This is a genomic window from Massilia sp. KIM (assembly GCF_002007115.1).
GTDB lineage: Bacteria > Pseudomonadota > Gammaproteobacteria > Burkholderiales > Burkholderiaceae_D > Telluria.
The window spans coordinates 98,968-119,512 of sequence record NZ_MVAD01000002.1 but is presented as its reverse complement, the minus strand read 5'-3'; the positions used below and the strand labels follow the sequence as shown (position 1 = coordinate 119,512).

The window sequence follows — 20,545 nt, the reverse complement described above, 5'->3', positions numbered from 1 at the left end:
CGGGTGCTGAGCGGCGCCGCGCCCAAGGGCGTGGACGAGATCGAAGCCTGGATGCGGGAGGCCGGATGAACCAGGAAGCGCTCGACTTCGACGTGGCCGTGTGCGGCGCCGGCCCGGTGGGCCTGGCGCTGGCGGCCTTCCTGGTGCGGCGCGGCTTGCCGGGCCCGCGCATCGTCCTGATCGACGGCAAGGCCCTGGGCCAGGCGATCTCGGACCCGCGTTCGATCGCCCTGTCCTGGGGCAGCGTGCAGTTGCTGGAGGAAGTGCGCGCCTGGCCGCTGCCGGCCACGCCGATCCACGAGATCCACGTCTCGCGCCGCGGCCAGCTCGGGCGCAGCCTGATGGACCGCGGCGAGCACGGCCTGCCGGCGCTGGGCTACGTGACCCGTTACGGCCAGGTGGTCGACGCCCTGGCGCGCGCCTGCGAGCGCGATGGCGTGGCGGTGCTGCGTCCCGCGCGTGTGGAATCCTTCGACGAAGGGGCCGAGGGCGTCAACCTGCGCCTGGACGACGGCCGTGAAGTGAGGGCCCAGGTGGCGGTCCAGGCCGAGGGCGGCGTGTTCGGCCAGCAGGAAGACAAGGCGCAGCGCCGCGACTACGCGCAGACCGCCATCATCGCGCGCGTGACGGCCAGCCAGCCCCTGCCCCACCGCGCCTTCGAGCGCTTCACCGACGAAGGTCCGCTGGCCCTGCTTCCCCAGGACGACGGCGACGGCCACCAGTACGCGCTGGTCTGGTGCATGCGTCCCGAGCGCGCCAACGCCGTGCTGGCCCTGGGCGACGAGCAATTTTTGCATGCGCTGGGCGAGGCCTTCGGCCTGCGCCTGGGCCGCTTCACGGCCGCATCCGGCCGGGTCGCCTTCCCCCTGGGCCTGAACGCCGAGGCGCGCGCGAGCACGCGCACGGTCGCCATCGGCAATGCCGCCCAGACCCTGCATCCGGTGGCGGGCCAGGGCCTGAACCTGGGCTTGCGCGACGCCGCCGTCCTGGCGCGCGCGCTGGGCCGCGGCGCCAAGCCGAGCGCGATCCAGGCCTTCATGGACGAGCGCGCCCGCGACCGCCGGCTGACCATCGGCCTGACCGACGCGATGGCGCGCGCCTTCGTCGGCGCCGGCCCCCTGCAGCCCCTGCTGGGCCTGGGCCTGGGCGCCCTCGACATCGTCAAGCCGGCGCGCATGCTGCTCGCCGAACTCATGATGTTCGGCCGCCGCTAAACCCCAAAATAGGGTCGGAGTCGAGTTGTTTGACAACTTTGGGGAATTGCCCAAAAAGTCGACTCCGACCCTATTTATTTTTCTCCCGCCGAGCTCGTCGGAGCACAACATCCCGCGAAAGCAAGGAAACCGCGTTTGAACCCGCGCAAACGCATGCGCTCAATTCTTTCTAGGAAGACACGAAAAAACTAGGGTCGGAGTCGAATTTTTTGACAACTTTGAGGAATTGCCCAAAAAATCGACTCTGACCCTAGTTTGAGGGGCCTGGTTTGAGAGACCCTAGTTCGAGAGCGGGGTGACGGCGGGGTGCCTGGGGGTGGCGTCCTCGTGGAAGAGGTCGGCCAGGTACTCGCCCAGGTTGTGGGCGGTGATGTCGGAGGGGATGATGAAGTCGGCCGGGCGGCGCTTGCCTTCGGCGCCGAGGTAGAAGGCTTGCCAGCCCCCTTCCCCGGCGCGCACCGCGACCGGCGTGCCGAACACGTCGAAGCGGTACTCCCGGCTCATTCCACGGCTTTGACCATCGATTCGATCACCTTCTTGGCGTCGCCGAAGACCATCATCGTGTTGGGCTGGTAGAACAGGTCGTTGTCCAGGCCCGCGTAGCCGGAAGCCATCGAGCGCTTGTTGACGATGATGCTCTTGGCCTTGTAGGCCTCGAGGATGGGCATGCCGGCGATCGGCGACTTCGGATCCTTGGCCGCCGGGTTCACCACGTCGTTCGCGCCCAGCACCAGCACCACGTCGGTCTGGCCAAACTCGCCGTTGATGTCTTCCATCTCGGCCACCTGGTCGTAGGGCACCTCGGCCTCGGCCAGCAGCACGTTCATGTGGCCAGGCATGCGCCCCGCCACCGGGTGGATCGCGTAGCGCACCTGGACGCCGTGCTCGGTCAGCTTGTCGGCCAGCTCCTTCACCGAATGCTGGGCGCGCGCCACCGCCAGGCCGTAGCCCGGGACGATGATCACCGACTCGGCGTTCTGCAGGATGAAGGCCGCGTCCTCCGCCGATCCCGATTTCACCGGACGCTGCTCCTTGGCTTCGCCGCCGCCCGTCTCCGCCTCGCCGCCGAAGCCGCCCAGGATCACGTTGAAGAAGGAGCGGTTCATCGCCTTGCACATGATGTAAGACAGGATCGCGCCGCTCGAGCCCACCAGCGAGCCGGCGATGATCAGCATCGAGTTGTTGAGCGAGAAGCCGATGCCGGCCGCCGCCCAACCCGAATACGAGTTCAGCATCGACACCACCACCGGCATGTCGGCGCCGCCGATCGGGATGATGATCAGGACGCCCAGGATGAAGGACAGCAGCGCCATCAGGATGAAGGGATTCCAGGCCGGCGCCACGCCCTCGGCGAAGCAGAACACCAGGCCCAGCGCGATGATGGCGATCGCCAGCGCCAGGTTGAGCAGGTGCTGCCCGGCGAAGCGCACCGGCGCGCCCTGGAACAGGCGGAACTTGTACTTGCCCGACAGCTTGCCGAAGGCGATCACCGAGCCCGAGAAGGTGACCGCGCCCACGAAGGTGCCGATGAAGAGCTCGAGCCGGTTGCCGAAGGGCAGCGCGGTCTCGCGGGTGGCGATGTTGAAGGCCCAGGGCTCGGACACCGCGGCGATCGCGATGCACACCGCGGCCAGGCCGATCAGCGAGTGCATGGCGGCGACCAGTTCCGGCATCTTGGTCATCTCGACCTTCTTGGCGGCGTAGGCGCCGATCGCGCCGCCCACCACCACGCCCAGCAGCACCAGCGGGAAGCCCATGCCGTGGCCGGTCTGCAGCTCGGCCTGGAGCTTGAAGATGAGGGCCACCGTGGTCAGCACGGCGATCGCCATGCCGGTCATGCCGAAGGCGTTGCCCATGCGCGCCGAGGACGGCGAGGACAGGCCCTTGAGGGCCTGGATGAAGCACACCGAGGCGACCAGGTAGAGCAGGGTGACGACGTTCATGCTGATGAAGTTCATGCCTGCTCCCCCTTCTTCTCGCCCTTGTCCTTCTTCTTGAACATCTCCAGCATGCGCTGGGTGACCAGGAAGCCGCCGAACACGTTCACGGCCGCCAGGGCCACGGCGAGGGTGCCGGCCACCTGGCCGGTCAGTCCTTCGGTGAGGCCGGCGGCCAGCATGGCGCCGACGATGATGATGGCCGAGACGGCGTTGGTGACCGCCATCAGCGGCGTGTGCAGGGCCGGCGTGACGGTCCAGACCACGTGGTAGCCGACGTAGATGGCCAGCACGAAGATGATCAGGTTGATGATGGTGTGGCTGATGTCCATGCGTTGCTCCCGTCCCGTTCTTTATTTACGCAGCAGCTCGCCGTTCGCGCACATCAGGGTGGCGCGCACGATCTCGTCTTCCATGTCGATGTGGAACTTGTCGTCCTTGTCGATCACGAGCTTGAGGAAGTCCAGCACGTTGCGCGCGTACAGGGCCGAGGCGTCGGCCGCGACCAGGGCCGCCAGGTTCGGCTCGCCGATGATGTGCACGCCGTGCTTGACCACGGTCTTGCCGAGTTCCGTGAGCGGGCAGTTGCCGCCCTGCTCGATCGCCATGTCGACGATCACCGAGCCGGGCTTCATGGCGCGCACCGTGTCCTCGGCGATCAGCACCGGGGCCTTGCGTCCCGGGATCAGGGCGGTGGTGATGACGATGTCGGCCAGCTTGGCGCGCTCGTGCACCAGCTCGGCCTGGCGTCGCATCCAGTCGGGTGGCATCGGGCGCGCGTAGCCGCCCTCGCCCTTGGCGATCTCGCGCTCCTCGTCGGTAAGGAAAGGCACGTCGATGAACTTGGCGCCCAGCGACTCGACCTGTTCCTTGACCGGCGGACGCACGTCCGAAGCTTCGATCACCGCTCCCAGGCGCTTGGCGGTGGCGATCGCCTGCAGGCCGGCCACGCCCACGCCCATGATCAGCACGCGCGCCGCCTTGACGGTGCCGGCCGCGGTCATCAGCATCGGCATGAAGCGCTGGTAGGTATTAGCGGCCAGCATCACCGCCTTGTAGCCGGCGATGTTGGCCTGGGACGAGAGCACGTCCATCGACTGGGCGCGGGTGATGCGCGGCGCCGCCTCCAGCGCGAAGGCGACCAGGCCGGCGCTGGCCAGGGCCGCCAGGTTGTCGGCGTCGAAGGGATTGAGCATGCCGACCAGCACCGCGCCCCGCTGCATCTGGGCGCGCTCGGCGGCGTCCGGACTGCGCACCTTGAGCACCAGTTCGGCGCCCAGGGCGGTGGGCGCATCGACAATGGCGGCGCCGGCGGCTTCGAAGGCCGCGTCCGGGATGGAAGCCTGGACGCCGGCGCCGGACTGCACCAGCACCTGGTGCTTGCCTGCCAGCTTCTTGACGGTTTCGGGGGTCGCTGCGACGCGGGTCTCGCCCGGCCTGGTCTCGGCCGGTATGCCTATCCTCATGAAGCCCTCCACTTGTGGAATGAACCGGCTAACAATCTAACACGTATTTATATTAATTGCCTAAACATAAATATTCTTTGGATAACAAGGAATTGTGGCGAGAAAGCCGCAGGCAGAACAGGGAATTTCCCGTAATTTTTGTGGCAAATCAAAGCAAATTAACGACAAGCAAGCACACGAGACAGGGCATGGCTGAGCGACGCCGCCCCGCTCAAGGTAGAATACCGGCTCATTTTCAAGGACAGGCATGACCGATATCTTCAAACCATCAGTTACCGTGGCCGCGATCATCGAACGCGATGGCCGTTTCCTGCTGATCGAGGAGGAGACCAGCGAAGGCATCAAGCTGAACCAGCCGGCCGGCCACCTCGACCCGCACGAATCGCTCGAGCAGGCCGTGGTGCGCGAGGCGCTGGAGGAAACCGCGCACGAATTCATTCCGCGCGCGCTGGTGGGCATGTACATGTCGCGCTACCACTCGAAGTCGCGCGGCGTCGACGTCACCTACCTGCGCTTCACCTTCTGCGGCGAGGCCGGGCGCAAGCTCGAACAGCCGCTGGACGAGGGCATCCTGCGCACCCTGTGGATGACGCGCGACGAGATCGCCGCCACCGTCGATCGCCACCGCAGTCCGATCGTGCTGCAGTGCGTGGACGACTACCTGGCCGGCCATCGCACCCCGCTGCACCTGCTGTACACCCACCCTTCGGTGTTCGAAGGCGGGATCTGAACCAAGACGGAAAGACCATGAGCAAGAAAAAAGTCGTGATCGGGATGTCGGGCGGCGTCGACTCCTCGGTCGCGGCCTGGATGCTGAAGGAACAGGGTTACGAGGTGATCGGCCTGTTCATGAAGAACTGGGAAGACGACGACGATTCCGAATACTGCTCCACCCGCCAGGACTGGATCGACGCGGCCAGCGTGGCCGACGTGGTCGGGGTGGACATCGAGGCGGTCAACTTCGCCGCCGAATACAAGGACCGCGTGTTCGCGGAATTCCTGCGCGAGTACCAGGCGGGCCGCACCCCCAACCCGGACGTGCTGTGCAACGCCGAGATCAAGTTCAAGGCCTTCCTCGACCACGCGATGAAGCTGGGCGCGGACCTGATCGCGACCGGCCACTACGCGCGCGTGCGCCAGAACGGCGAGCGCTTCGAGCTGCTCAAGGCCCTCGACCACACCAAGGACCAGAGCTACTTCCTGCACCGCCTGAACCAGGCGCAGCTCTCGAAGTCGCTGTTCCCGCTGGGCGAGATCGCCAAGACCGAGGTGCGCAAGATCGCCGAGAAGCTCAAGCTGCCCAACGCCGCCAAGAAGGACTCGACCGGCATCTGCTTCATCGGCGAGCGCCCTTTCCGCGACTTCCTGAACCGCTACCTGTCCTATAAGCCGGGTCCGATCAGGCTGGACGACGGCAGCGTGGTCGGCGAGCACGTCGGCCTGTCCTTCTACACCCTGGGCCAGCGCAAGGGCATCGGCATCGGCGGCCTGAAGTCGCGCAAGAACCCGGACGGCACCAGCGAACCCTGGTTCGTGGCGCGCAAGGACATCGCCGAGAACGCCCTCTACATCGTGCAGGGCCACGACCATCCGTGGCTGCTCTCGAACCGCCTCGAGGCCGGCCAGGCCAGCTGGATCGCGGGCGAGGCGCCGGATGCGCGACCGCTCTCGGCCAAGACCCGCTACCGCCAGGCCGACGTGGCCTGCACGGTCAGCCCGCAGGGGCTGGAGCGCTTCGCGCTCGACTTCCTCGACCCGCAGTGGGCGGTCACCCCGGGCCAGTCGGCCGTGCTGTACGACGGCGACGTCTGCCTCGGCGGCGGCATCATCGACGCCAGGTCGGCGGCCTGAGAGGCCGCCCATCTTGCCGGCCCACCCGGGCGGGCATGCCATGCCTGCCCGCGCGCGCCCTTCTTCCTTCCCTTCCCTCAGCCTTTGACGGCCTTGCGGCGGCGCGCCAGGCCGGCTGCGGCCAGGCCCAGGCCGACCAGCGCCATCGACGCCGGTTCCGGCACCTCGAGGCTGCCCTCGTCGATCAGCGCGTAGTGCACGGTGCCGCCGAACAGCAGGTATTCGCCGAAGCCGTCGCCCCAGAACTGCACGGTGGTGAAGGAGCCGGCGTCGTCGAAGGCGCCCACGAAGACTTCGTCCTTGCCGTCGAACTCGACATCGCCTGGCTGCTCGGACAGGCCGACGCGGATTGCCTGGCCGCCGTCGAAGGAGATGTAGAGGGCCGACGGGAGGCAGCAGGTGCCCCAGTCGCCGACCTCGAAACCGATCGCGTTGACCGCCGACTTGAAGCTCAGGGTCACGCCGCTGCCCTTGCCGCCGTCGCCATCGTCCACGGGATCGATGCTGACCACCTGGCCCGACAGGTCGCCGTAGGTCTCCGGCGCCAGGTAGCCGCCATTGTTGCGGGTGACGGTGTAGTTGCCGCGGTCGAAGCTGTAGCCGCCGGACAGGTTCTCCCACTTGTCATGGGTAGCGCTGCCGTTGGCGGCGGCGACCGTGTCGTTGAAGTTCTTCAGGCCGTTGGCCGGGGAGCCGAACACGGCGATCTGGGTGGCGTGGGCCGAGATGGCGCTGGCGCACAGCAGGATGGGCAGCAGGACGGTACGCAGGATGCGTGGCATTACGGGTTCTCCTTTAAGCATGGTGAATGAGTCGCGGATCCCTCGGATCGCGCCCATGCCTCTAAGCAAGTCGTGTGCCACGGTTACATTTGCTTTTAAATCAAAAGTTTAAATTCATATATGTACGAACTGTTAAACTCTTGTGTAAAGTTTTGCGACAGTCTTTCTATTTCTCAACAATAACAGGCTTATCCCGGCCAGAACATGGCTGAATATGCGGGAATCCTCATTGCGCGGCGGATTCTAAAAATACTTCACAGCAACAAAATTCATGTCTGCATGAGCAATTCCCCGATCGCCCGGCCCGGCCGGCTCCGGTAACCGGAACGCGGCTCACGCCGGCTGCGCGAGCGCGGCCAGCTCGCGCTCCCCCAGCCAGCCTCCGAGAGCCAGGGCCTCCATCGGCCGCGCATACAGGAAGCCCTGGGCCTGGTCGCAACGGGCGGCGCGCAGCACCCGGGCTTCGTCCTCGGTTTCCACGCCCTCGGCCACCACGTCGTGCCCGAGGTCGTGGGCCAGCTTGATCATGGTTTCCACCAGGGCGCGCTTGCGTCCATCGTGGCCGATGCCGCGCACGAAGGACTGGTCGATCTTGACCACCTTGGCCGGCAGGCTTTGCAGGTAGGCCAGGCTGCTGTAGCCGGTGCCGAAATCGTCGATCGCGAGCTGCACGCCGGCGCCCGCCAGGCGCTCCAGCGCCGCGTGGGCGGCCTGGGGATTGCGCATCAGTGCGCTCTCGGTCAGTTCCAGCGCCAGGCTGGCCGGGTCCAGGCCGCGCGCCGCCAGGCCATCCAGGATGCGCTCGCAGAAATCCGGCTCCTCCAGGTTGACCGCCGAGACGTTGACCGCGACCTGCAGGCGCAGGCCCTCGGCGCGCCAGGCGGCGAGCTGGTCCAGCGCCGCCTCCAGCACCCAGGCGGTGGTGGCGCGCGCCAGCGAGGTCCCCTCGACCACCGGCATGAACTCGGCCGGGGACACCGGGCCGTGCTCCGGGTGGGTCCAGCGCAGCAGGGCCTCGACCGAGGCGCAGGCGCCGTCGCCAAGGCCGACCTTGGGCTGGAACACCAGGCGCAGCTGCTGCGGGCGCTCGAGCGCGGCCCCGAATTCGCTCACCAGCCAGAAGCGGCGCCGGTAGACCGCGTCCTGCTCCGACGAGAACACGCGCACGCCGCGTTCGGCGCCCAGGGCGTCGTGGGCGGCGCTATGCATGTTGCGCAGCACGTCCAGGCCTTTGCTGAAGCCGACCGTGAAGGGCGCCACGCCGATCGTGGTGGTGGTGATGAAGCGCGCCTGGCCGGCCGCTTGGCGCGTGGCGAGCCACTCGAGCATGTGCGCGCACAAGTCGTCGAGCTGCGCGTCCTGCGCGGCGACGAAAGCGAATTGCGTGCTGCCTACCTGGTACAGCTTGGCGCCGCCGGCCAGCTGGCGCAGCTGTGGCTGGGCCTCGCGCACGATCTCGTCGAGATAGGCCGCGCCCATCACGCGCAGCGCCTCGCTCAACTGCTCGGGACTGGCCAGGCTGACCAGGGCCGCCAGGCGCTGCGCGCCGGGCTCCTCGGCCAGGCGCAGGTCGCGCACGTCGCTGATGAACTGCTGGCGGTTGGGCAGGCCGCTGGTGGGATCGATCCGTCCCAGCGCGTGCTGCAGCTCGATCTGGGCCATGACCATCGCCGCCAGGTCCTGCAGCGCGGCGCACTCGGCCTCGCTGGCCTGGCGCGGCGCGAGGCCGAGCACGCACAGCGCGCCCAGGCAGTAGCCATCGCTGGTCATCAGGGGCGCGCCCGCGTAGAAGCGCACGCCCTGTCCGGCCAGGGTGCTGTCGCGGAAATGCGCGTCCTCGAGCAGGTCGGGAATCACCAGCATCCTGCCCTCGTCCGCCACCGCCGCGCAGGGAGCGCGCAAGCGCGGAATCTCGCAGTGCCCGACCCCGACCTTGGACTTGAACCACTGGCGCTCGCTGTCGGTCAGCGACACCGCGGCCACCGGCAGGTGGAACAGGGCCGCGGCCATGCGCGTGATGCGGTCGAAGGATTCGCTCGGCGGCGTGTCCAGCAGCTCCAGGCGGCGCAGGGCTTCGAGGCGCGCCGTTTCGCGCGGCGGGTGATGCAATGAAGGCATGGGGATCCGATGTCGCAGACGATTTGCGCAAATTGATGAAATTGATGATTCAGGAAAGCATTGTTTCCTGATTTGACGGTGCCGGTCAACAAATTTCTGTACAGAACCAGTAAATTCGTCAAATTTAGTTGTTTGGTGTAGAATCGCCAGCATTTAGAAGACAGGCCTTTCCATGCGCGCCCATCCCGACAACGATCCGATCCTGACCACCCGCGAGGCGGCGCGCCTGCTCGGGGTGGCGGTCAGCACCGCCCAGCTGTGGATGGAGAGCGGCGCCCTGCCGACCTGGAAGACGCCCGGCGGCCACCGGCGCGTGCGCATGAGCGCCGTGCTGCACCTGCTGCAGGAACGCGGGGTGGAGCCGCCCGCGCCGACGCCGCAGCGCCCGCGCGCGGCGGTCGACGCCGACGGCGAATTCCTGCCCGATCCCGCGCCCGGCTATCCGGTGCCGGACAACGAAGCCGAGCGCCTGGCCGCGCTGGCGGCCAGCGGGCTGGTGGACAGCCCGGCGGAGGAAGTGTTCGACCGCCTGACCTGGCTGGCGACCCAGGTCACGGAATGCCCGATGGCCCTGCTCACGCTGCTGTCCTCGCGCCGCCAGTGGTTCAAGTCGCGCGTCGGCGTGGCCCTGCCTGAGACGCCGCGCGAGTGGGCCTTCTGCAGCCATGCGATCGTGCAGGAGCCGGGGCCCTTCGTGGTGGAGGATGCGGCGGACGACGCGCGTTTCCGCGACAACCCGCTGGTGACCGGGGAGCCGCACATCCGCTTCTATGCGGGGTACACGCTGCTGGATGCGAACGGGCTGCCGTTCGGGACGCTGTGCGTGCTGGACCGCGAGGCGCGCCGGCTGCGCGAGCGCGAACTGCGGGCCTTGCGCGAGCTGGCGGCGATCGCCGCGGACGAGATCAGGCGGCGCGCCTAACCCTCTGCTAGGACTCCTGGGCCCCGCCCTGCCCCTGCTGCTTCTTGACCCAGGCGATCACCGTGTTGCGGATGGTCTTGAGCACGGTGTCGGCCTTGAACGGCTTGACGATGAAGCCATGCACCCCGCGCGCCAGCGCCTCCTGCACCGCCTGGGCGTCGAGGGTGCCCGAGACGATGAAGATCAGGGTCTTGGGCAGCTCGGCGCGCAGCTGCTCCACCACCTGGTTGCCGTCCTCGACCTGCTCGCGCGCGATGCAGATGAAGTGCGGCTGGTGCTTGAGCGCGAGCAGGTAGGCCGCGCTGCTGGTGTGGGTCTGGCCGACCACGTTGTAGCCGCCGTCGGTCAGCACGGTGTTGAGCAGTCCGCGCGACACCGCGCTCGCATCCACGATCAAAGCCTTCAGCATCCCGCTTGTCCCTTCTAGAACGATTCGTAGGCCAGCATGTTCCAGCTGACGCCCAGCCGCACGTCGAGCTTGAGCCGCACCAGCTCGCGCGACACCGCGAGTATCTCACGCTCGGCGCGCAGCCTCTCCCCCAGCGGGGTCTTGAGGATGCCGGCGCCGGCCACCACGGCGTCCAGGCTGCCGTAGGCGTTGAGCAGGCGGGCCGCGGTCTTCATGCCGATCTTGGACACCCCCGGCACGCCGTCGGTGGGGTCGCCCATCAGCGCCAGCAGGTCGTGCAGCAGCTCGGGCGCGACCCCGAAGCGCTGGCGCACCCAGGCGTCGTCGTGCCACTCGCCCTTGAAATGGTCCCACACCAGGGCGCCGTGCGCGATCAGGGGGTGCAGGTCCTTGTCGGTGGTGGCGACGATGGCGCTGCCGCGCCCTTCCGCCAGCCAGCGCATCACGCCGGTGGCGATCACGTCGTCGGCCTCGACCTCGGGCACCATCACCACCTGCAGGCCGGCGCCGCGCAGGCGCTCGTGGAACTCGGGCAGGGCCGCGCGCAGCTCGGCCGGCATGGCGGCGCGGCCCTCGCGGTAGCGCGGATAGAGCGCGTGGCGCCAGGTCTGGCCGCCGTAGTCGAAGGCGGCCAGCACGTGGGTCGGCTCGTGCGCCTCCAGCAGCTTGCGGAAGGACGAGAAGGCGTGGCGCAGCGCGATGCCGGCCTTCAGGTCCGAGTCCGGCTCGGGGCTGGCCTCGTAGACGCGGCGCACGATGTTCAGGCCGTCGATCGCGAGCAGCTTTGCCTGTTTATCCATGTCGTGAATGGCGTGCGCGCCCCGCTTACTTGACCATGTCGTACTTGCCGCCGCGCTCGAGCGCGCGCTGGTAGGCCGGGCGCGCGTGGATCGCGTCGAGGAAGGCAGCCAGGCGTGGATACTGGCTGCCCAGGCCCGCGCGCGAAGCCGCCGCCTCGAGCGGGAAACTCATCTGGATGTCGGCGGCGCTGAACGCGGCGCCGGCGAACCAGCCGGTCTTGCCCAGCTCCGCCTCGAGGAAGTCGAACTGCTTGCGGATGTTGGGCTGGATGAAGCTCTCCTTCACCTTGCGCGCGATCGAGCGCGCGATCGGCCTGGCGAAGAAGGGCATGGGGCCGTTCTCGATGCGGTCGAACACCAGCTTCATGAGCAGGGGCGGCATGGCCGAGCCTTCGGCGAAGTGCAGGAAATAGGTGTAGCGCAGGCGCTCGGGCGTGCCCGCGGGCGGCACCAGGCGCCCGTCGCCGTAGCGGCCGGTGAGGTATTCGATGATGGCGCCCGACTCGGCCACCACGGTGTCGCCGTCGCTGATCACCGGCGACTTGCCGAGCGGGTGGACGGCGCGCAGTTCGGGCGGGGCCAGCATGGTCTTCGGATCGCGCTGGTACTTTTTGATCTCGTAGTCCAGCCCCAGTTCCTCCAGCAGCCACAGGATGCGCTGCGAGCGCGAATTGTTCAGGTGATGGACGACGATCATGAGGTACCTGGCGAAGTGATAGAGGCGGCAAGCTTAGCACTGTTGCGCGCCCGCCAACAACTGTCTCGGCTGGGTGCGCCAGCGCACGATGCGCTAGCGGGCCCGGCGCTATCGTGGCCGGATGAGCGGCGCAACCTACATCGGCATTTCCGGCTGGCGCTACGCGCCCTGGCGCGGCAGCTTCTATCCGCCCGGGCTGGCCCAGCGGCTCGAGCTGGAATACGCGGCCAGCCGGCTGGCTAGCATCGAGATCAACGGCTCCTTCTATGCCCTGCAGCGGCCGGCCAGCTATGCCGCCTGGTACGCCGCCACCCCGCCCGGCTTCGTGTTCGCGGTCAAGGGCAACCGCTTCCTGACCCACATGCTGCGCCTGCGCGAGGTCGAGGCGCCGCTGGCCAACGTGCTGGCCTCGGGCGTGTTCGCGCTGCGCGAGAAGCTCGGCCCCTTCCTGTGGCAGTTTCCGCCCAATTTCGCCTTCGAGCCGGAACGCTTCGAACACTTCCTGTCGCTGCTGCCGCGCGACACCGATGCGGCGCTGGAGCGCGCCCTGCGCCACGAGCCGCGCATGGAAGGCAGGGTCATGCTCGACCCCGGCCCCAGGCGGCCGCTGCGGCACGCGGTCGAGATCCGCCACGAGAGCTTCGTGGATCCGGCCTTCGTGGCCCTGCTGCGCCGCTACAAGGTGGCCCTGGTGGTGGCCGACACGGCCGGGCGCTGGCCGCAGTTCGAGGACCTCACCGCCGATTTCGTCTACCTGCGCCTGCATGGCGACAAGGAGCTCTACGCCAGCGGCTACGACGACGCGGCGATCGCGCACTGGGCCGCCCGCATCCGCGCCTGGCGCGACGGCGGCCAGCCGCCGGACGCGCGCCTGATCGCGCAGCGGGCGCCGCCGCGGCGCGCCGCGCGCGACGTCTACTGCTACTTCGACAACGACATCAAGGTGCATGCGCCCTACGACGCCCAGCGCCTGATCGCGGCGCTGCAGGGCCCATGATGCATTGCGGCGTGCACTTCGGCGCCGCGGGGCTAGAATGGACGGGCTACCCTTTCACATCAGGAGGTCGCCATGAAGCCTATGCAAGTTGGAATTTTCTCCCTGGCATTGCTGCTGGCCGGGCCCGCGCTCGCGGCGGACGGCACGCCGCTGCGCAGCGCGAACGGCGTGCTGGTCGACGCCAACGGCAAGACCGTCTACACCTTCGACAAGGATGAAGCGGGGGGTGGGCGCAGCGCCTGCAGCGGGACCTGCGCAAAGAACTGGCCGCCGGTGAACGCGGCCGGGATGCGGCTCAATCCGCCCTACTCGAGCATCACGCGCGAGGACGGCAGCAAGCAGCTGGTGCACAGGGGCAAACCGCTCTACACCTTCATCAAGGACCAGAAGGAAGGGGACAAGACCGGGGATGGGGTCGGCGGGGTCTGGCACGTGGTGACCGAGGCCGGCAAGGAGTAGCCGCCGCAGGCGGCCGCGGCGGCCAGCTCAGCGCTTCTCGTGCAGCTTGATCACCCGGTGCTTGCCCCCGGCCGGCGGCTGGGGCGCGGCCGGCTCGCAGGTGTTGCAGCTGTCGCAGCCGCTGCCGCAGCTGGCCGAGGTGTCCAGCCAGCGCACCAGCGCCGAGCGCTCCCCGCCCTGCGACAGGCGATGCACCAGCTTGCGGCGCCAGGCGGCCGGCAGGTATTTCGCGCCCAGGTAGAGCGCGGCCAGCACGACGATGATCCCGACCGCCAGTTCCTGCATCTCAGCCTCCGAGCGCGAGCGCCACGCGGTAGGTGATGAAGGCGGCCACATAGGCCAGCGCGAACATGTAGCCGGCCATGGCGAAGGCGTAGCGGCGGCTGCCGGTCTCGCGGCGCACCGTGGCCAGGGTGGCGATGCACTGGGGCGCGTAGACGTACCAGGCCAGCAGCGCCAGGCCGGTGGCCAGCGACCAGCTCTGGGCGATCATCGGCGCCAGGGTGTCGCCCACTTCGTCGCCGCCCGACAGCGCGTATACGGTGCCCAGGGCGGCCACCGCCACTTCGCGCGCGGCCATGCCTGGGATCAGGGCGATCGCGATCTCCCAGCCGAAGCCGATCGGCGCCAGCAGCACCGACAGCGCGCGGCCCAGCATGCCGGCCACGCTGTAGTAGATCGGCGGATGGGTCGCGTTCTCGGGCGCGCCCGGGAAGCTCGACAGGAACCAGAGCAGCACCATCATGGTCAGGATCACGGTGCCGACCCGCATCAGGAAGATCTTGGCGCGTTCCCACAGCCCGATCGCCAGGGTGCCCAGGTGCGGCCAGTGGTAGGCCGGCAGCTCCATCATCAGGGGCTGCTGGGTGTAGCTGGCGCGGCGCTTGAGGAACCAGGCCACCGCCATCGCGCTGACGATGCCGGCGAAGTAGAGGACGAACAGCACCAGGCCCTGCAGGTTCATGAAGCCGGCCACCTGGCGGTCCGGGATGAAGGCGGCGATCAGCAGCGCATACACCGGCAGGCGCGCCGAGCAGGTCATCAGGGGCGCGATCATGATGGTGGTCAGGCGGTCGCGCGGGTTCTGGATGGTACGCGCCGCCATCACGCCGGGAATCGCGCAGGCGAAGGAGGACAGCAGCGGGATGAAGGCGCGGCCCGACAGGCCGACGCTGCCCATCAGGCGGTCGAGCAGGAAGGCCGCGCGCGGCAGGTAGCCGCAGTCTTCCAGGATCAGGATGAAGAAGAACAGGATCAGGATCTGCGGCAGGAACACCAGCACGCTGCCCACGCCGGCGATGATGCCGTCCACGATCAGGCTGCGCAGCGGGCCTTCGCTCATCAGGGCGCCCACCTGCTCGCCCAGCGCGGCGACGCCGGCGTCGATCATGTCCATCGGCGTGGCGGCCCAGGTGAACACCGCCTGGAACACCAGGAACATCAGGAGCGCCAGGATGGCGGGGCCGGCCACCGGGTGCAGCACCACGTGGTCGATCTGCTCGCTCAGGTTGCCCTTGTCGTTGGCTTCCGAGACCGCCAGCGCGAGGATGCGCCGCACTTCCTTCTGGGTCTGCTCGACCGGCACCTCGTCGATGGCGGACAGGGGATTGGGCGCGACCGGGGCGCCGAAGCCCATCTGGTCGAGGGCGGCCAGGAGCTTCTGCTCGCCGCCGGCCTGCACCGCCACGGTCTCGACCACCGGCATGCCCAGTTCGCGCGACAGGACCGCGGTGTCGATCACGATGCCGCGCTTCTTGGCGACGTCGACCATGTTCAGGGCCAGCAGCATCGGCAGGCCGAGGCGCTTGAGCTCCAGCACCAGGCGCAGGTTGAGGCGCAGGTTGGTGGCGTTGACCACGCAGACGATGGCGTCGGGCGCCTGTTCGCCGGCGCGCAGGCCGCCGACCACGTCGCGGGTAATGACTTCGTCCGGGGTCTGGGCGTTGAGGCTGTAGGCGCCCGGCAGGTCGAGCACGCGGAACGGCCGACCGCCCGGCGAGGTGAAGCTGCCTTCCTTGCGTTCGATGGTCACGCCGGCGTAGTTCGCGACTTTCTGGCGTGCGCCGGTAAGGCGGTTGAACAGCGCGGTCTTGCCGCAGTTGGGATTGCCGAGCAATGCGACCAGGGGCGTGCGCGACGCCACCTGTTGTTCCATGACACCCATTGTTTATTCCGGCTGGATCGACACCAGGGCCGCTTCGAAGCGGCGCAGCGCGAAGGTGGACTGCCCGACCTTGACCGCCAGCGGCCCGCCCAGCACGCGCTTGAGCACGCGGATGCGCTCGCCGGGCACGAAGCCGAGTTCCATCAGGCGGCGCTGGACGTCGGTGCCGCCCTGCTGCGTGGTGTGCGGAGCCAGGTGGATCACGGTGGCGCTCTGTCCGGCCTTGAGCGAGTCGAGCGTGGTGAGGGAAGGAGCAAGGGTCATGGTCGCGTCCGTGCGTAGGTGCTGCGGGATGAAAAGCGTACAAGCACCGTCGTCCTCGCCGGGGCGGGGAACCAGGTGATGTAGCGCGGATGAAACAGATACCAGCATCATAAACCTAAATGCGAATTATTTCTATTTGCAGGCTGATATCGCTTAAAAAATTGGCGCTCGGATCGCAAAATTCGCTTGCGTTCGCCGCAGAAATTCTGGAGAATGGCAACGCAAATGAGAATGATTCGCATTTTATAGATCAACTGGCAACTGCCGAACCGACAAGCCAAACCGGCAAGGAAAAGATTCACATGATCGTCTGCGTCTGCAACAACATCTCCGACCGTGAAATCCGCCAGGCGGCCGACCTGGGCATCTCTTCGATGGCCGAACTGCGCAAGGAACTCGGCGTCGGCACCATGTGCGGCAAATGCGTCAGCTATGCGCGCGAAGTCCTGCACGAGCACATCGACAGCAAGACCACCATCACCGAAGTGCGCCGCGTCCCGCAAGCGGCCTGATCCACTCGCTGAACCCGCCTCCAGCCCCGTTCCGCGACGGGGCTTCGTCGTTGACATCCCGCCCATTCTCCCGAACATCCGACTCGCGCATTGGGCGCGCCTCCAGCCCCGTTCGGGGCCGCTTCGCGCGGTAGCGAGAAGCGTTCTCAAGATGGAGTGAGAACGCTTTCCATTACGCCCTGTTTTGTGGATTTTGCTGCGATTTTTCGCGGTTTCTTCGCAAGATTTCGCCCTTTGGAGGGCGACCGGGGCCTGCCGGTTTGCTATCATGGAGCCCATTCAAAAACACCAAGGGCAAGCACCATGAAAGGCGATCAAAACGTCATCCGTCTGCTGAACGCGCAGCTGACCAACGAGCTCACCGCGATCAACCAGTACTTCCTGCACGCGCGCATGTACCGCCACTGGGGCTTCGAGCGCCTCGGCAAGAAGGAGTACGAGGAGTCGATCGGCGAGATGAAGCATGCGGACAAGCTGATCGACCGCATCCTGATGCTGGACGGCCTGCCCAACCTGCAGGCGCTGCACAAGCTCCTGATCGGCGAATCGACCCAGGAAATGCTGGAATGCGACCTCAAGCTCGAGCGCGCGGCCCAGGTGACGGTCAAGGAAGGCATTGCGGCGGCCGAGGTGGCGCACGACTACGTCTCGCGCGACCTGCTGCTGGAAATCCTGGAAGACACCGAGGAGCACATCGAGTGGCTGGAGACCCAGCTCGACCTGATCGTCAAGATCGGCATCCAGAACTACCTGCAGAGCCAGATGGCCGAGTAAGGTCTCACCGGCGGCGCCGCGCGCCGCCGGCCCGCGCCTGGCGCCCTAGCGCCAGCGCGCCATCCACCTGTCGTAGAAACCCAGGTCGCGCGGCACCGCCCCGGGAATCGCGCACACCGCCCCCGCGAATTCGTTGGCCCGCGCCAGCGTCTGCTCCAGCGCCCAGCCGCGCACCTTCCCGAGCAGGAAGATCGCCGCGAAAGCATCCCCCGCCCCCACCGTGTCGATGATGAAGGGCGGCGCCGGATTGTCGCGGTGGTGCAGCACCTGCCCGTCCGCGCCGAAATAGGCCGAACCCCGGCTGCCCAGGGTGACGATCAGGGCGTCCAGCGAGAACATGCGCAGCAAGGCCTGGCAGGAGGCGTGCACTTCCTCGGCCGACAGCGGCGGATCCTCGGGCTTCATCTGGAAATACCAGCCGAACAGCGCCTGCAACTCCTCCTCGTTGACCTTGACCACGTTGGCCGCATGCAGCGAGCGGGTGACGCAGCGCTCGTCGAACTGGCCTTCGCGCAGGTTGAGGTCGAGGAAGCGCAGCGCGTGGGTGGCCTCGAGCACGCCGGCCAGGGCCGCGCGCGAGCGCTCGTGGCGCTGGGCCAGGGTGCCGAAGTAGACGATCCCCGCCTGCGCCCGGCCAGCCGCGGCGGCCGCGGCCTCGCGGTCGATGAAGTCGTAGGCCTGGTTGGGCAGGATGGTGAAGCGGTGCCCGCCGCGCGCGCCGCGCTCGACCAGCACCCGGCCGGTCTCCTCGATCGGGTCGGTCTGCAGCCCGGCCTCGCTCATGGCGAAGCGCTCGAATTCGGCGCGCACCAGCTGGCCCAGGCGGTCGTTGCCGATGCGGGTGATCATCAGCTGCGGCGCCATGAAGGCCGCCAGGTGGCGCGCCACGTTGAAGGGCGCGCCGCCGACCACCTGCTCGGTGCTGAAGTCGTCGACCAGGGCTTCGCCGAAGACGGCCGTGCTGAGCAGCGTGGCGGGGAGGTTCATGCGCCGCCTCAGGCGAGGAAGGGAACGGTGTCGCGGAAGGAGGGGCGCTCGGACAGCTTGTCGAACAGGCGCGCCAGGTTCGGATAGTCCTCGCGCCAGGCGATGTCGGGGAAGCGGAAGGAGATCCAGCCCAGCGCGCAGCCGACCGCGACGTCGGCCAGGGTGTAGTGGATGCCCATGCAGAAAGCGTCGTCGCCCAGGTCCTCGGACATGGTGCGCAGGCCGGCGTGCACCTTGCCCCACTGGCGATCGATCCAGTCCTGGCTCTGCTGCTGCTCGGGGCGCAGGACCTTCTCGAGCCGCACCAGCACGGCGGCGTCGAGCACGCCGTCGGCCAGCGCCTCCCACACCTTGACCGAGGCGCGCTCGCGGCCGTTGGGCGGCAGCAGCTTGCAGACCGGGGTGAGGGTGTCGAGGTATTCGGCGATCACGCGCGAATCGTAGAGCGTGCTGCCGTCTTCCATCACCAGGCAGGGCACCTTGCCCAGCGGGTTGGTCTGCTGGATGGTGGTCGCGGGGGCCCAGACATCCTCCTGGATGAAGCTATAGTCGAGCTTTTTCTCCGCCATCACGACACGGACTTTGCGGACGTAGGGACTGGTCACGGAACCGATGAGTTTCATACATGCTCAGAGAGGAAGATTGGATGACAGTATAGCATCGCCCCTTGGCGCACAGTCCGCCCCGGACGCGGCGCAATCCGGGCCGGGCGCAAGGACCGCGCTGGCCGGCCGGCGCGCCGCCAGTGGTAGAATCGGCGTTTTTGCACTCTCCCCGCCCGCCATGACCTCTACCGCTCCCTCCCCTACCCTGTCGGCCCTGTCCCCCCTGGACGGGCGCTACGCCGCCAAAACCGACAAGCTGCGCCCGATCCTGTCGGAAGCCGGCTTCATGCACCACCGCGTGAAGGTCGAGATCGCGTGGCTGCAGGCCCTGTCGCAGGCCGGCTTCGCCGAGATCAAGCCCTTCTCGGCCCAGGCCAACGCCCACCTCGACAAGCTGGCGGCCGAGTTCAGCGAAGCGGACGCCGCGCGCATCAAGGAAATCGAGGCGGTCACCAACCATGACGTCAAGGCGGTCGAGTACTGGCTCAAGGAGCAGGTCAAGGACGTGCCGGAACTGGTGGCGGCCAGCGAATTCATCCACTTCGGCTGCACCTCGGAAGACATCAACAACACCTCGCACGGCATGATGCTCAAGGCCGCGCGCGACGGCGTGCTGCTGCCGGCCCTGAACGCCATCATCGCCAAGCTGACCGAGATCGCGCACGTCAACGCGGCCCTGCCGATGCTCTCGCGCACCCACGGCCAGACCGCCAGCCCGACCACCCTGGGCAAGGAATTCGCCAACGTGGTCGCGCGCCTGCAGCGCGCCGTGCAGCGCATCGCCGGGGTCGAGATCCTGGGCAAGATGAACGGCGCGGTCGGCAACTACAACGCCCACCTGTCGGCCTATCCGGGCTTCGACTGGCCGGCCTTCTCGAAGGAAGTGATCGAACAGCGCCTGGGCCTGGTGTTCAACCCCTACACCATCCAGATCGAGCCGCACGACTACATGGCCGAACTGTTCGACGCGGTCGCGCGCGCCAACACCATCCTGCTCGACCTGAACCGCGACATCTGGACCTATGTCTCGCTCGGCTACTTCAAGCAGAAGCTGAAGGCCGGCGAGATCGGTTCCTCGACCATGCCGCACAAGGTCAACCCGATCGACTTCGAGAACTCGGAAGGCAACCTGGGCCTGGCCAACGCGGTGCTGCGCCACATGGCGGACAAGCTGCCGGTCTCGCGCATGCAGCGCGACCTGACCGACTCCACCGTCCTGCGCAACATCGGCGTCGGCTTCGGCTACGCCCTGCTGGCCTACGACAGCTGCCTGCGCGGCCTGAACAAGCTGGAAGTGAACGCCGCCCGCCTGGAGCAGGACCTGGACGCGAGCTGGGAAGTGCTGGCCGAGCCGGTGCAGACCGTGATGCGCCGCTACGGCATCGAGAACCCCTACGAGCAGCTCAAGGAACTCACGCGCGGCAAGGGCATCACCCGCGAAGCGCTGCAGGAGTTCATCCAGGGACTGGCGATTCCGCAGGACGCCAAGGACCTGCTGCTGGCGATGACGCCGTCGAACTACATCGGCCTGGCCGCCAAGCTGGCGGCTGCGATCTGAGGCGCAAGGTGGACGGCGCCGCCGTCCAC

At 67.6% G+C, this 20,545-nt stretch carries 23 protein-coding genes; 9 read left to right on the top strand and 14 right to left on the bottom strand.

Features of this window, described 5'->3' with window-relative positions; translation table 11 throughout:
- The first annotated feature begins 65 nt into the window (after positions 1-65).
- Complete coding sequence (locus B0920_RS15305) at positions 66-1,214, top strand: UbiH/UbiF/VisC/COQ6 family ubiquinone biosynthesis hydroxylase (protein WP_078033529.1); 1,149 nt, start codon at positions 66-68, stop codon at positions 1,212-1,214.
- A 279-nt stretch (positions 1,215-1,493) separates the two neighbouring features.
- Here the strand turns inward: B0920_RS15305 and B0920_RS15300 are convergent, their stop codons facing one another.
- The 4 genes from B0920_RS15300 to B0920_RS15285 are packed head-to-tail and all read right to left on the bottom strand — an operon-like array spanning position 1,494 to position 4,617.
- Positions 1,494-1,718 (bottom strand): hypothetical protein, encoded by a 225-nt coding sequence (locus B0920_RS15300; protein WP_078033528.1) that lies wholly within the window; start codon positions 1,716-1,718, stop codon positions 1,494-1,496.
- Positions 1,715-3,172: an NAD(P)(+) transhydrogenase (Re/Si-specific) subunit beta gene (locus B0920_RS15295; RefSeq protein ID WP_078033527.1), complete on the bottom strand. Its 1,458-nt coding sequence runs from the start codon at positions 3,170-3,172 to the stop codon at positions 1,715-1,717. Before B0920_RS15295 ends, B0920_RS15300 begins: the two co-directional genes overlap by 4 nt.
- Positions 3,169-3,483: an NAD(P) transhydrogenase subunit alpha gene (locus B0920_RS15290; RefSeq protein ID WP_078033526.1), complete on the bottom strand. Its 315-nt coding sequence runs from the start codon at positions 3,481-3,483 to the stop codon at positions 3,169-3,171. Before B0920_RS15290 ends, B0920_RS15295 begins: the two co-directional genes overlap by 4 nt.
- A gap of 21 nt (positions 3,484-3,504) precedes the next feature.
- Entirely contained in the window at positions 3,505-4,617 is a 1,113-nt protein-coding gene (locus B0920_RS15285; protein WP_078033525.1) for a Re/Si-specific NAD(P)(+) transhydrogenase subunit alpha, read from the bottom strand.
- 247 nt (positions 4,618-4,864) lie between these two features.
- Here B0920_RS15285 and B0920_RS15280 point away from each other — a divergent pair, with 247 nt between their 5' ends.
- Both B0920_RS15280 and mnmA read left to right on the top strand, forming a co-directional pair.
- A complete protein-coding gene (locus B0920_RS15280; protein WP_078033524.1) occupies positions 4,865-5,347 on the top strand; it encodes an NUDIX hydrolase in 483 nt (160 codons plus the stop codon).
- A gap of 17 nt (positions 5,348-5,364) precedes the next feature.
- Positions 5,365-6,468 (top strand): tRNA 2-thiouridine(34) synthase MnmA, encoded by a 1,104-nt coding sequence (gene mnmA, locus B0920_RS15275; protein WP_078033523.1) that lies wholly within the window; start codon positions 5,365-5,367, stop codon positions 6,466-6,468.
- A gap of 77 nt (positions 6,469-6,545) precedes the next feature.
- Here the strand turns inward: mnmA and B0920_RS26280 are convergent, their stop codons facing one another.
- Positions 6,546-7,250 carry a PEP-CTERM sorting domain-containing protein gene (locus B0920_RS26280; RefSeq protein ID WP_078033522.1) on the bottom strand — a complete coding sequence of 235 codons (705 nt, stop codon included), beginning with the start codon at positions 7,248-7,250 and terminating at the stop codon, positions 6,546-6,548.
- A gap of 333 nt (positions 7,251-7,583) precedes the next feature.
- The gene (locus tag B0920_RS15265) at positions 7,584-9,368 is read right to left on the bottom strand and encodes an EAL domain-containing protein (RefSeq protein WP_078033521.1); all 1,785 of its coding nucleotides are present in this window, start codon (positions 9,366-9,368) and stop codon (positions 7,584-7,586) included.
- Between the two features lie 172 nt (positions 9,369-9,540).
- On the opposite strand from B0920_RS15265, the gene B0920_RS15260 reads away from it, so the two are divergent.
- Entirely contained in the window at positions 9,541-10,290 is a 750-nt protein-coding gene (locus B0920_RS15260) for a GAF domain-containing protein (RefSeq protein ID WP_078033520.1), read from the top strand.
- A 7-nt stretch (positions 10,291-10,297) separates the two neighbouring features.
- On the opposite strand, the gene B0920_RS15255 is transcribed toward B0920_RS15260, so the two are convergent.
- Genes B0920_RS15255 through B0920_RS15245 form a run of 3 tightly spaced genes read right to left on the bottom strand, consistent with a single transcriptional unit; the run spans position 10,298 to position 12,196 of the window.
- Positions 10,298-10,699, bottom strand: coding sequence for an ANTAR domain-containing response regulator (locus tag B0920_RS15255; RefSeq protein WP_078033519.1), 402 nt, complete (start codon positions 10,697-10,699; stop codon positions 10,298-10,300).
- Positions 10,700-10,713: 14 nt separating this feature from the next.
- Complete coding sequence (locus tag B0920_RS15250; protein ID WP_078033518.1) at positions 10,714-11,499, bottom strand: 5'-3' exonuclease H3TH domain-containing protein; 786 nt, start codon at positions 11,497-11,499, stop codon at positions 10,714-10,716.
- 25 nt (positions 11,500-11,524) lie between these two features.
- On the bottom strand, positions 11,525-12,196 hold the full coding sequence (locus B0920_RS15245; protein WP_078033517.1) for a glutathione S-transferase: 672 nt from the start codon (positions 12,194-12,196) through the stop codon (positions 11,525-11,527).
- A gap of 121 nt (positions 12,197-12,317) precedes the next feature.
- Here B0920_RS15245 and B0920_RS15240 point away from each other — a divergent pair, with 121 nt between their 5' ends.
- Together B0920_RS15240 and B0920_RS15235 are read left to right on the top strand one after the other, a co-directional pair.
- Positions 12,318-13,193 (top strand): DUF72 domain-containing protein, encoded by an 876-nt coding sequence (locus B0920_RS15240; protein WP_078033516.1) that lies wholly within the window; start codon positions 12,318-12,320, stop codon positions 13,191-13,193.
- A 72-nt stretch (positions 13,194-13,265) separates the two neighbouring features.
- On the top strand, positions 13,266-13,652 hold the full coding sequence (locus B0920_RS15235; protein ID WP_229455645.1) for a hypothetical protein: 387 nt from the start codon (positions 13,266-13,268) through the stop codon (positions 13,650-13,652).
- A 27-nt stretch (positions 13,653-13,679) separates the two neighbouring features.
- Here B0920_RS15235 and B0920_RS15230 read toward each other — a convergent pair whose 3' ends face one another.
- The 3 genes from B0920_RS15230 to B0920_RS15220 are packed head-to-tail and all read right to left on the bottom strand — an operon-like array spanning position 13,680 to position 16,080.
- The gene (locus B0920_RS15230) at positions 13,680-13,937 is read right to left on the bottom strand and encodes a DUF6587 family protein (RefSeq protein WP_078033515.1); all 258 of its coding nucleotides are present in this window, start codon (positions 13,935-13,937) and stop codon (positions 13,680-13,682) included.
- A gap of 1 nt (position 13,938) precedes the next feature.
- Positions 13,939-15,816 carry a ferrous iron transporter B gene (locus B0920_RS15225; RefSeq protein ID WP_078033514.1) on the bottom strand — a complete coding sequence of 626 codons (1,878 nt, stop codon included), beginning with the start codon at positions 15,814-15,816 and terminating at the stop codon, positions 13,939-13,941.
- 3 nt (positions 15,817-15,819) lie between these two features.
- Complete coding sequence (locus B0920_RS15220; protein ID WP_078033513.1) at positions 15,820-16,080, bottom strand: FeoA family protein; 261 nt, start codon at positions 16,078-16,080, stop codon at positions 15,820-15,822.
- A gap of 302 nt (positions 16,081-16,382) precedes the next feature.
- Here B0920_RS15220 and B0920_RS15215 point away from each other — a divergent pair, with 302 nt between their 5' ends.
- Entirely contained in the window at positions 16,383-16,592 is a 210-nt protein-coding gene (locus tag B0920_RS15215; RefSeq protein WP_078033512.1) for a (2Fe-2S)-binding protein, read from the top strand.
- A 303-nt stretch (positions 16,593-16,895) separates the two neighbouring features.
- Positions 16,896-17,366 carry a bacterioferritin gene (bfr, locus tag B0920_RS15210; RefSeq protein WP_078033511.1) on the top strand — a complete coding sequence of 157 codons (471 nt, stop codon included), beginning with the start codon at positions 16,896-16,898 and terminating at the stop codon, positions 17,364-17,366.
- 45 nt (positions 17,367-17,411) lie between these two features.
- On the opposite strand, the gene B0920_RS15205 is transcribed toward bfr, so the two are convergent.
- Both B0920_RS15205 and B0920_RS15200 read right to left on the bottom strand, forming a co-directional pair.
- On the bottom strand, positions 17,412-18,353 hold the full coding sequence (locus B0920_RS15205) for a PfkB family carbohydrate kinase (RefSeq protein ID WP_078033510.1): 942 nt from the start codon (positions 18,351-18,353) through the stop codon (positions 17,412-17,414).
- 8 nt (positions 18,354-18,361) lie between these two features.
- Complete coding sequence (locus B0920_RS15200; RefSeq protein ID WP_078033509.1) at positions 18,362-18,976, bottom strand: glutathione S-transferase N-terminal domain-containing protein; 615 nt, start codon at positions 18,974-18,976, stop codon at positions 18,362-18,364.
- A 160-nt stretch (positions 18,977-19,136) separates the two neighbouring features.
- Between B0920_RS15200 and purB the strand changes: the two genes are divergently transcribed.
- Complete coding sequence (purB, locus tag B0920_RS15195) at positions 19,137-20,516, top strand: adenylosuccinate lyase (RefSeq protein WP_078033508.1); 1,380 nt, start codon at positions 19,137-19,139, stop codon at positions 20,514-20,516.
- Positions 20,517-20,545 lie beyond the last annotated feature (29 nt).

Bases quoted from the DNA above. Each gene is read 5' to 3' on its own strand.
- mnmA (WP_078033523.1), top strand. From the start codon at position 5,365: ATGAGCAAGAAAAAAGTCGTGATCGGGATGTCGGGCGGCGTCGACTCC.
- B0920_RS15215 (WP_078033512.1), top strand. From the start codon at position 16,383: ATGATCGTCTGCGTCTGCAACAACATCTCCGACCGTGAAATCCGCCAG.
- B0920_RS15265 (WP_078033521.1), bottom strand. From the start codon at position 9,368: ATGCCTTCATTGCATCACCCGCCGCGCGAAACGGCGCGCCTCGAAGCC.
- B0920_RS15225 (WP_078033514.1), bottom strand. From the start codon at position 15,816: ATGGGTGTCATGGAACAACAGGTGGCGTCGCGCACGCCCCTGGTCGCA.
- B0920_RS15290 (WP_078033526.1), bottom strand. From the start codon at position 3,483: ATGGACATCAGCCACACCATCATCAACCTGATCATCTTCGTGCTGGCC.
- B0920_RS15235 (WP_229455645.1), top strand. From the start codon at position 13,266: ATGAAGCCTATGCAAGTTGGAATTTTCTCCCTGGCATTGCTGCTGGCC.
- B0920_RS15285 (WP_078033525.1), bottom strand. From the start codon at position 4,617: ATGAGGATAGGCATACCGGCCGAGACCAGGCCGGGCGAGACCCGCGTC.
- B0920_RS15240 (WP_078033516.1), top strand. From the start codon at position 12,318: ATGAGCGGCGCAACCTACATCGGCATTTCCGGCTGGCGCTACGCGCCC.
- B0920_RS15205 (WP_078033510.1), bottom strand. From the start codon at position 18,353: ATGAACCTCCCCGCCACGCTGCTCAGCACGGCCGTCTTCGGCGAAGCC.
- B0920_RS15230 (WP_078033515.1), bottom strand. From the start codon at position 13,937: ATGCAGGAACTGGCGGTCGGGATCATCGTCGTGCTGGCCGCGCTCTAC.
- B0920_RS15200 (WP_078033509.1), bottom strand. From the start codon at position 18,976: ATGAAACTCATCGGTTCCGTGACCAGTCCCTACGTCCGCAAAGTCCGT.
- B0920_RS15245 (WP_078033517.1), bottom strand. From the start codon at position 12,196: ATGATCGTCGTCCATCACCTGAACAATTCGCGCTCGCAGCGCATCCTG.
- B0920_RS15305 (WP_078033529.1), top strand. From the start codon at position 66: ATGAACCAGGAAGCGCTCGACTTCGACGTGGCCGTGTGCGGCGCCGGC.
- B0920_RS15250 (WP_078033518.1), bottom strand. From the start codon at position 11,499: ATGGATAAACAGGCAAAGCTGCTCGCGATCGACGGCCTGAACATCGTG.
- B0920_RS15220 (WP_078033513.1), bottom strand. From the start codon at position 16,080: ATGACCCTTGCTCCTTCCCTCACCACGCTCGACTCGCTCAAGGCCGGA.
- B0920_RS15295 (WP_078033527.1), bottom strand. From the start codon at position 3,172: ATGAACTTCATCAGCATGAACGTCGTCACCCTGCTCTACCTGGTCGCC.
- B0920_RS26280 (WP_078033522.1), bottom strand. From the start codon at position 7,250: ATGCCACGCATCCTGCGTACCGTCCTGCTGCCCATCCTGCTGTGCGCC.
- B0920_RS15255 (WP_078033519.1), bottom strand. From the start codon at position 10,699: ATGCTGAAGGCTTTGATCGTGGATGCGAGCGCGGTGTCGCGCGGACTG.
- B0920_RS15260 (WP_078033520.1), top strand. From the start codon at position 9,541: ATGCGCGCCCATCCCGACAACGATCCGATCCTGACCACCCGCGAGGCG.
- purB (WP_078033508.1), top strand. From the start codon at position 19,137: ATGACCTCTACCGCTCCCTCCCCTACCCTGTCGGCCCTGTCCCCCCTG.
- B0920_RS15300 (WP_078033528.1), bottom strand. From the start codon at position 1,718: ATGAGCCGGGAGTACCGCTTCGACGTGTTCGGCACGCCGGTCGCGGTG.
- bfr (WP_078033511.1), top strand. From the start codon at position 16,896: ATGAAAGGCGATCAAAACGTCATCCGTCTGCTGAACGCGCAGCTGACC.
- B0920_RS15280 (WP_078033524.1), top strand. From the start codon at position 4,865: ATGACCGATATCTTCAAACCATCAGTTACCGTGGCCGCGATCATCGAA.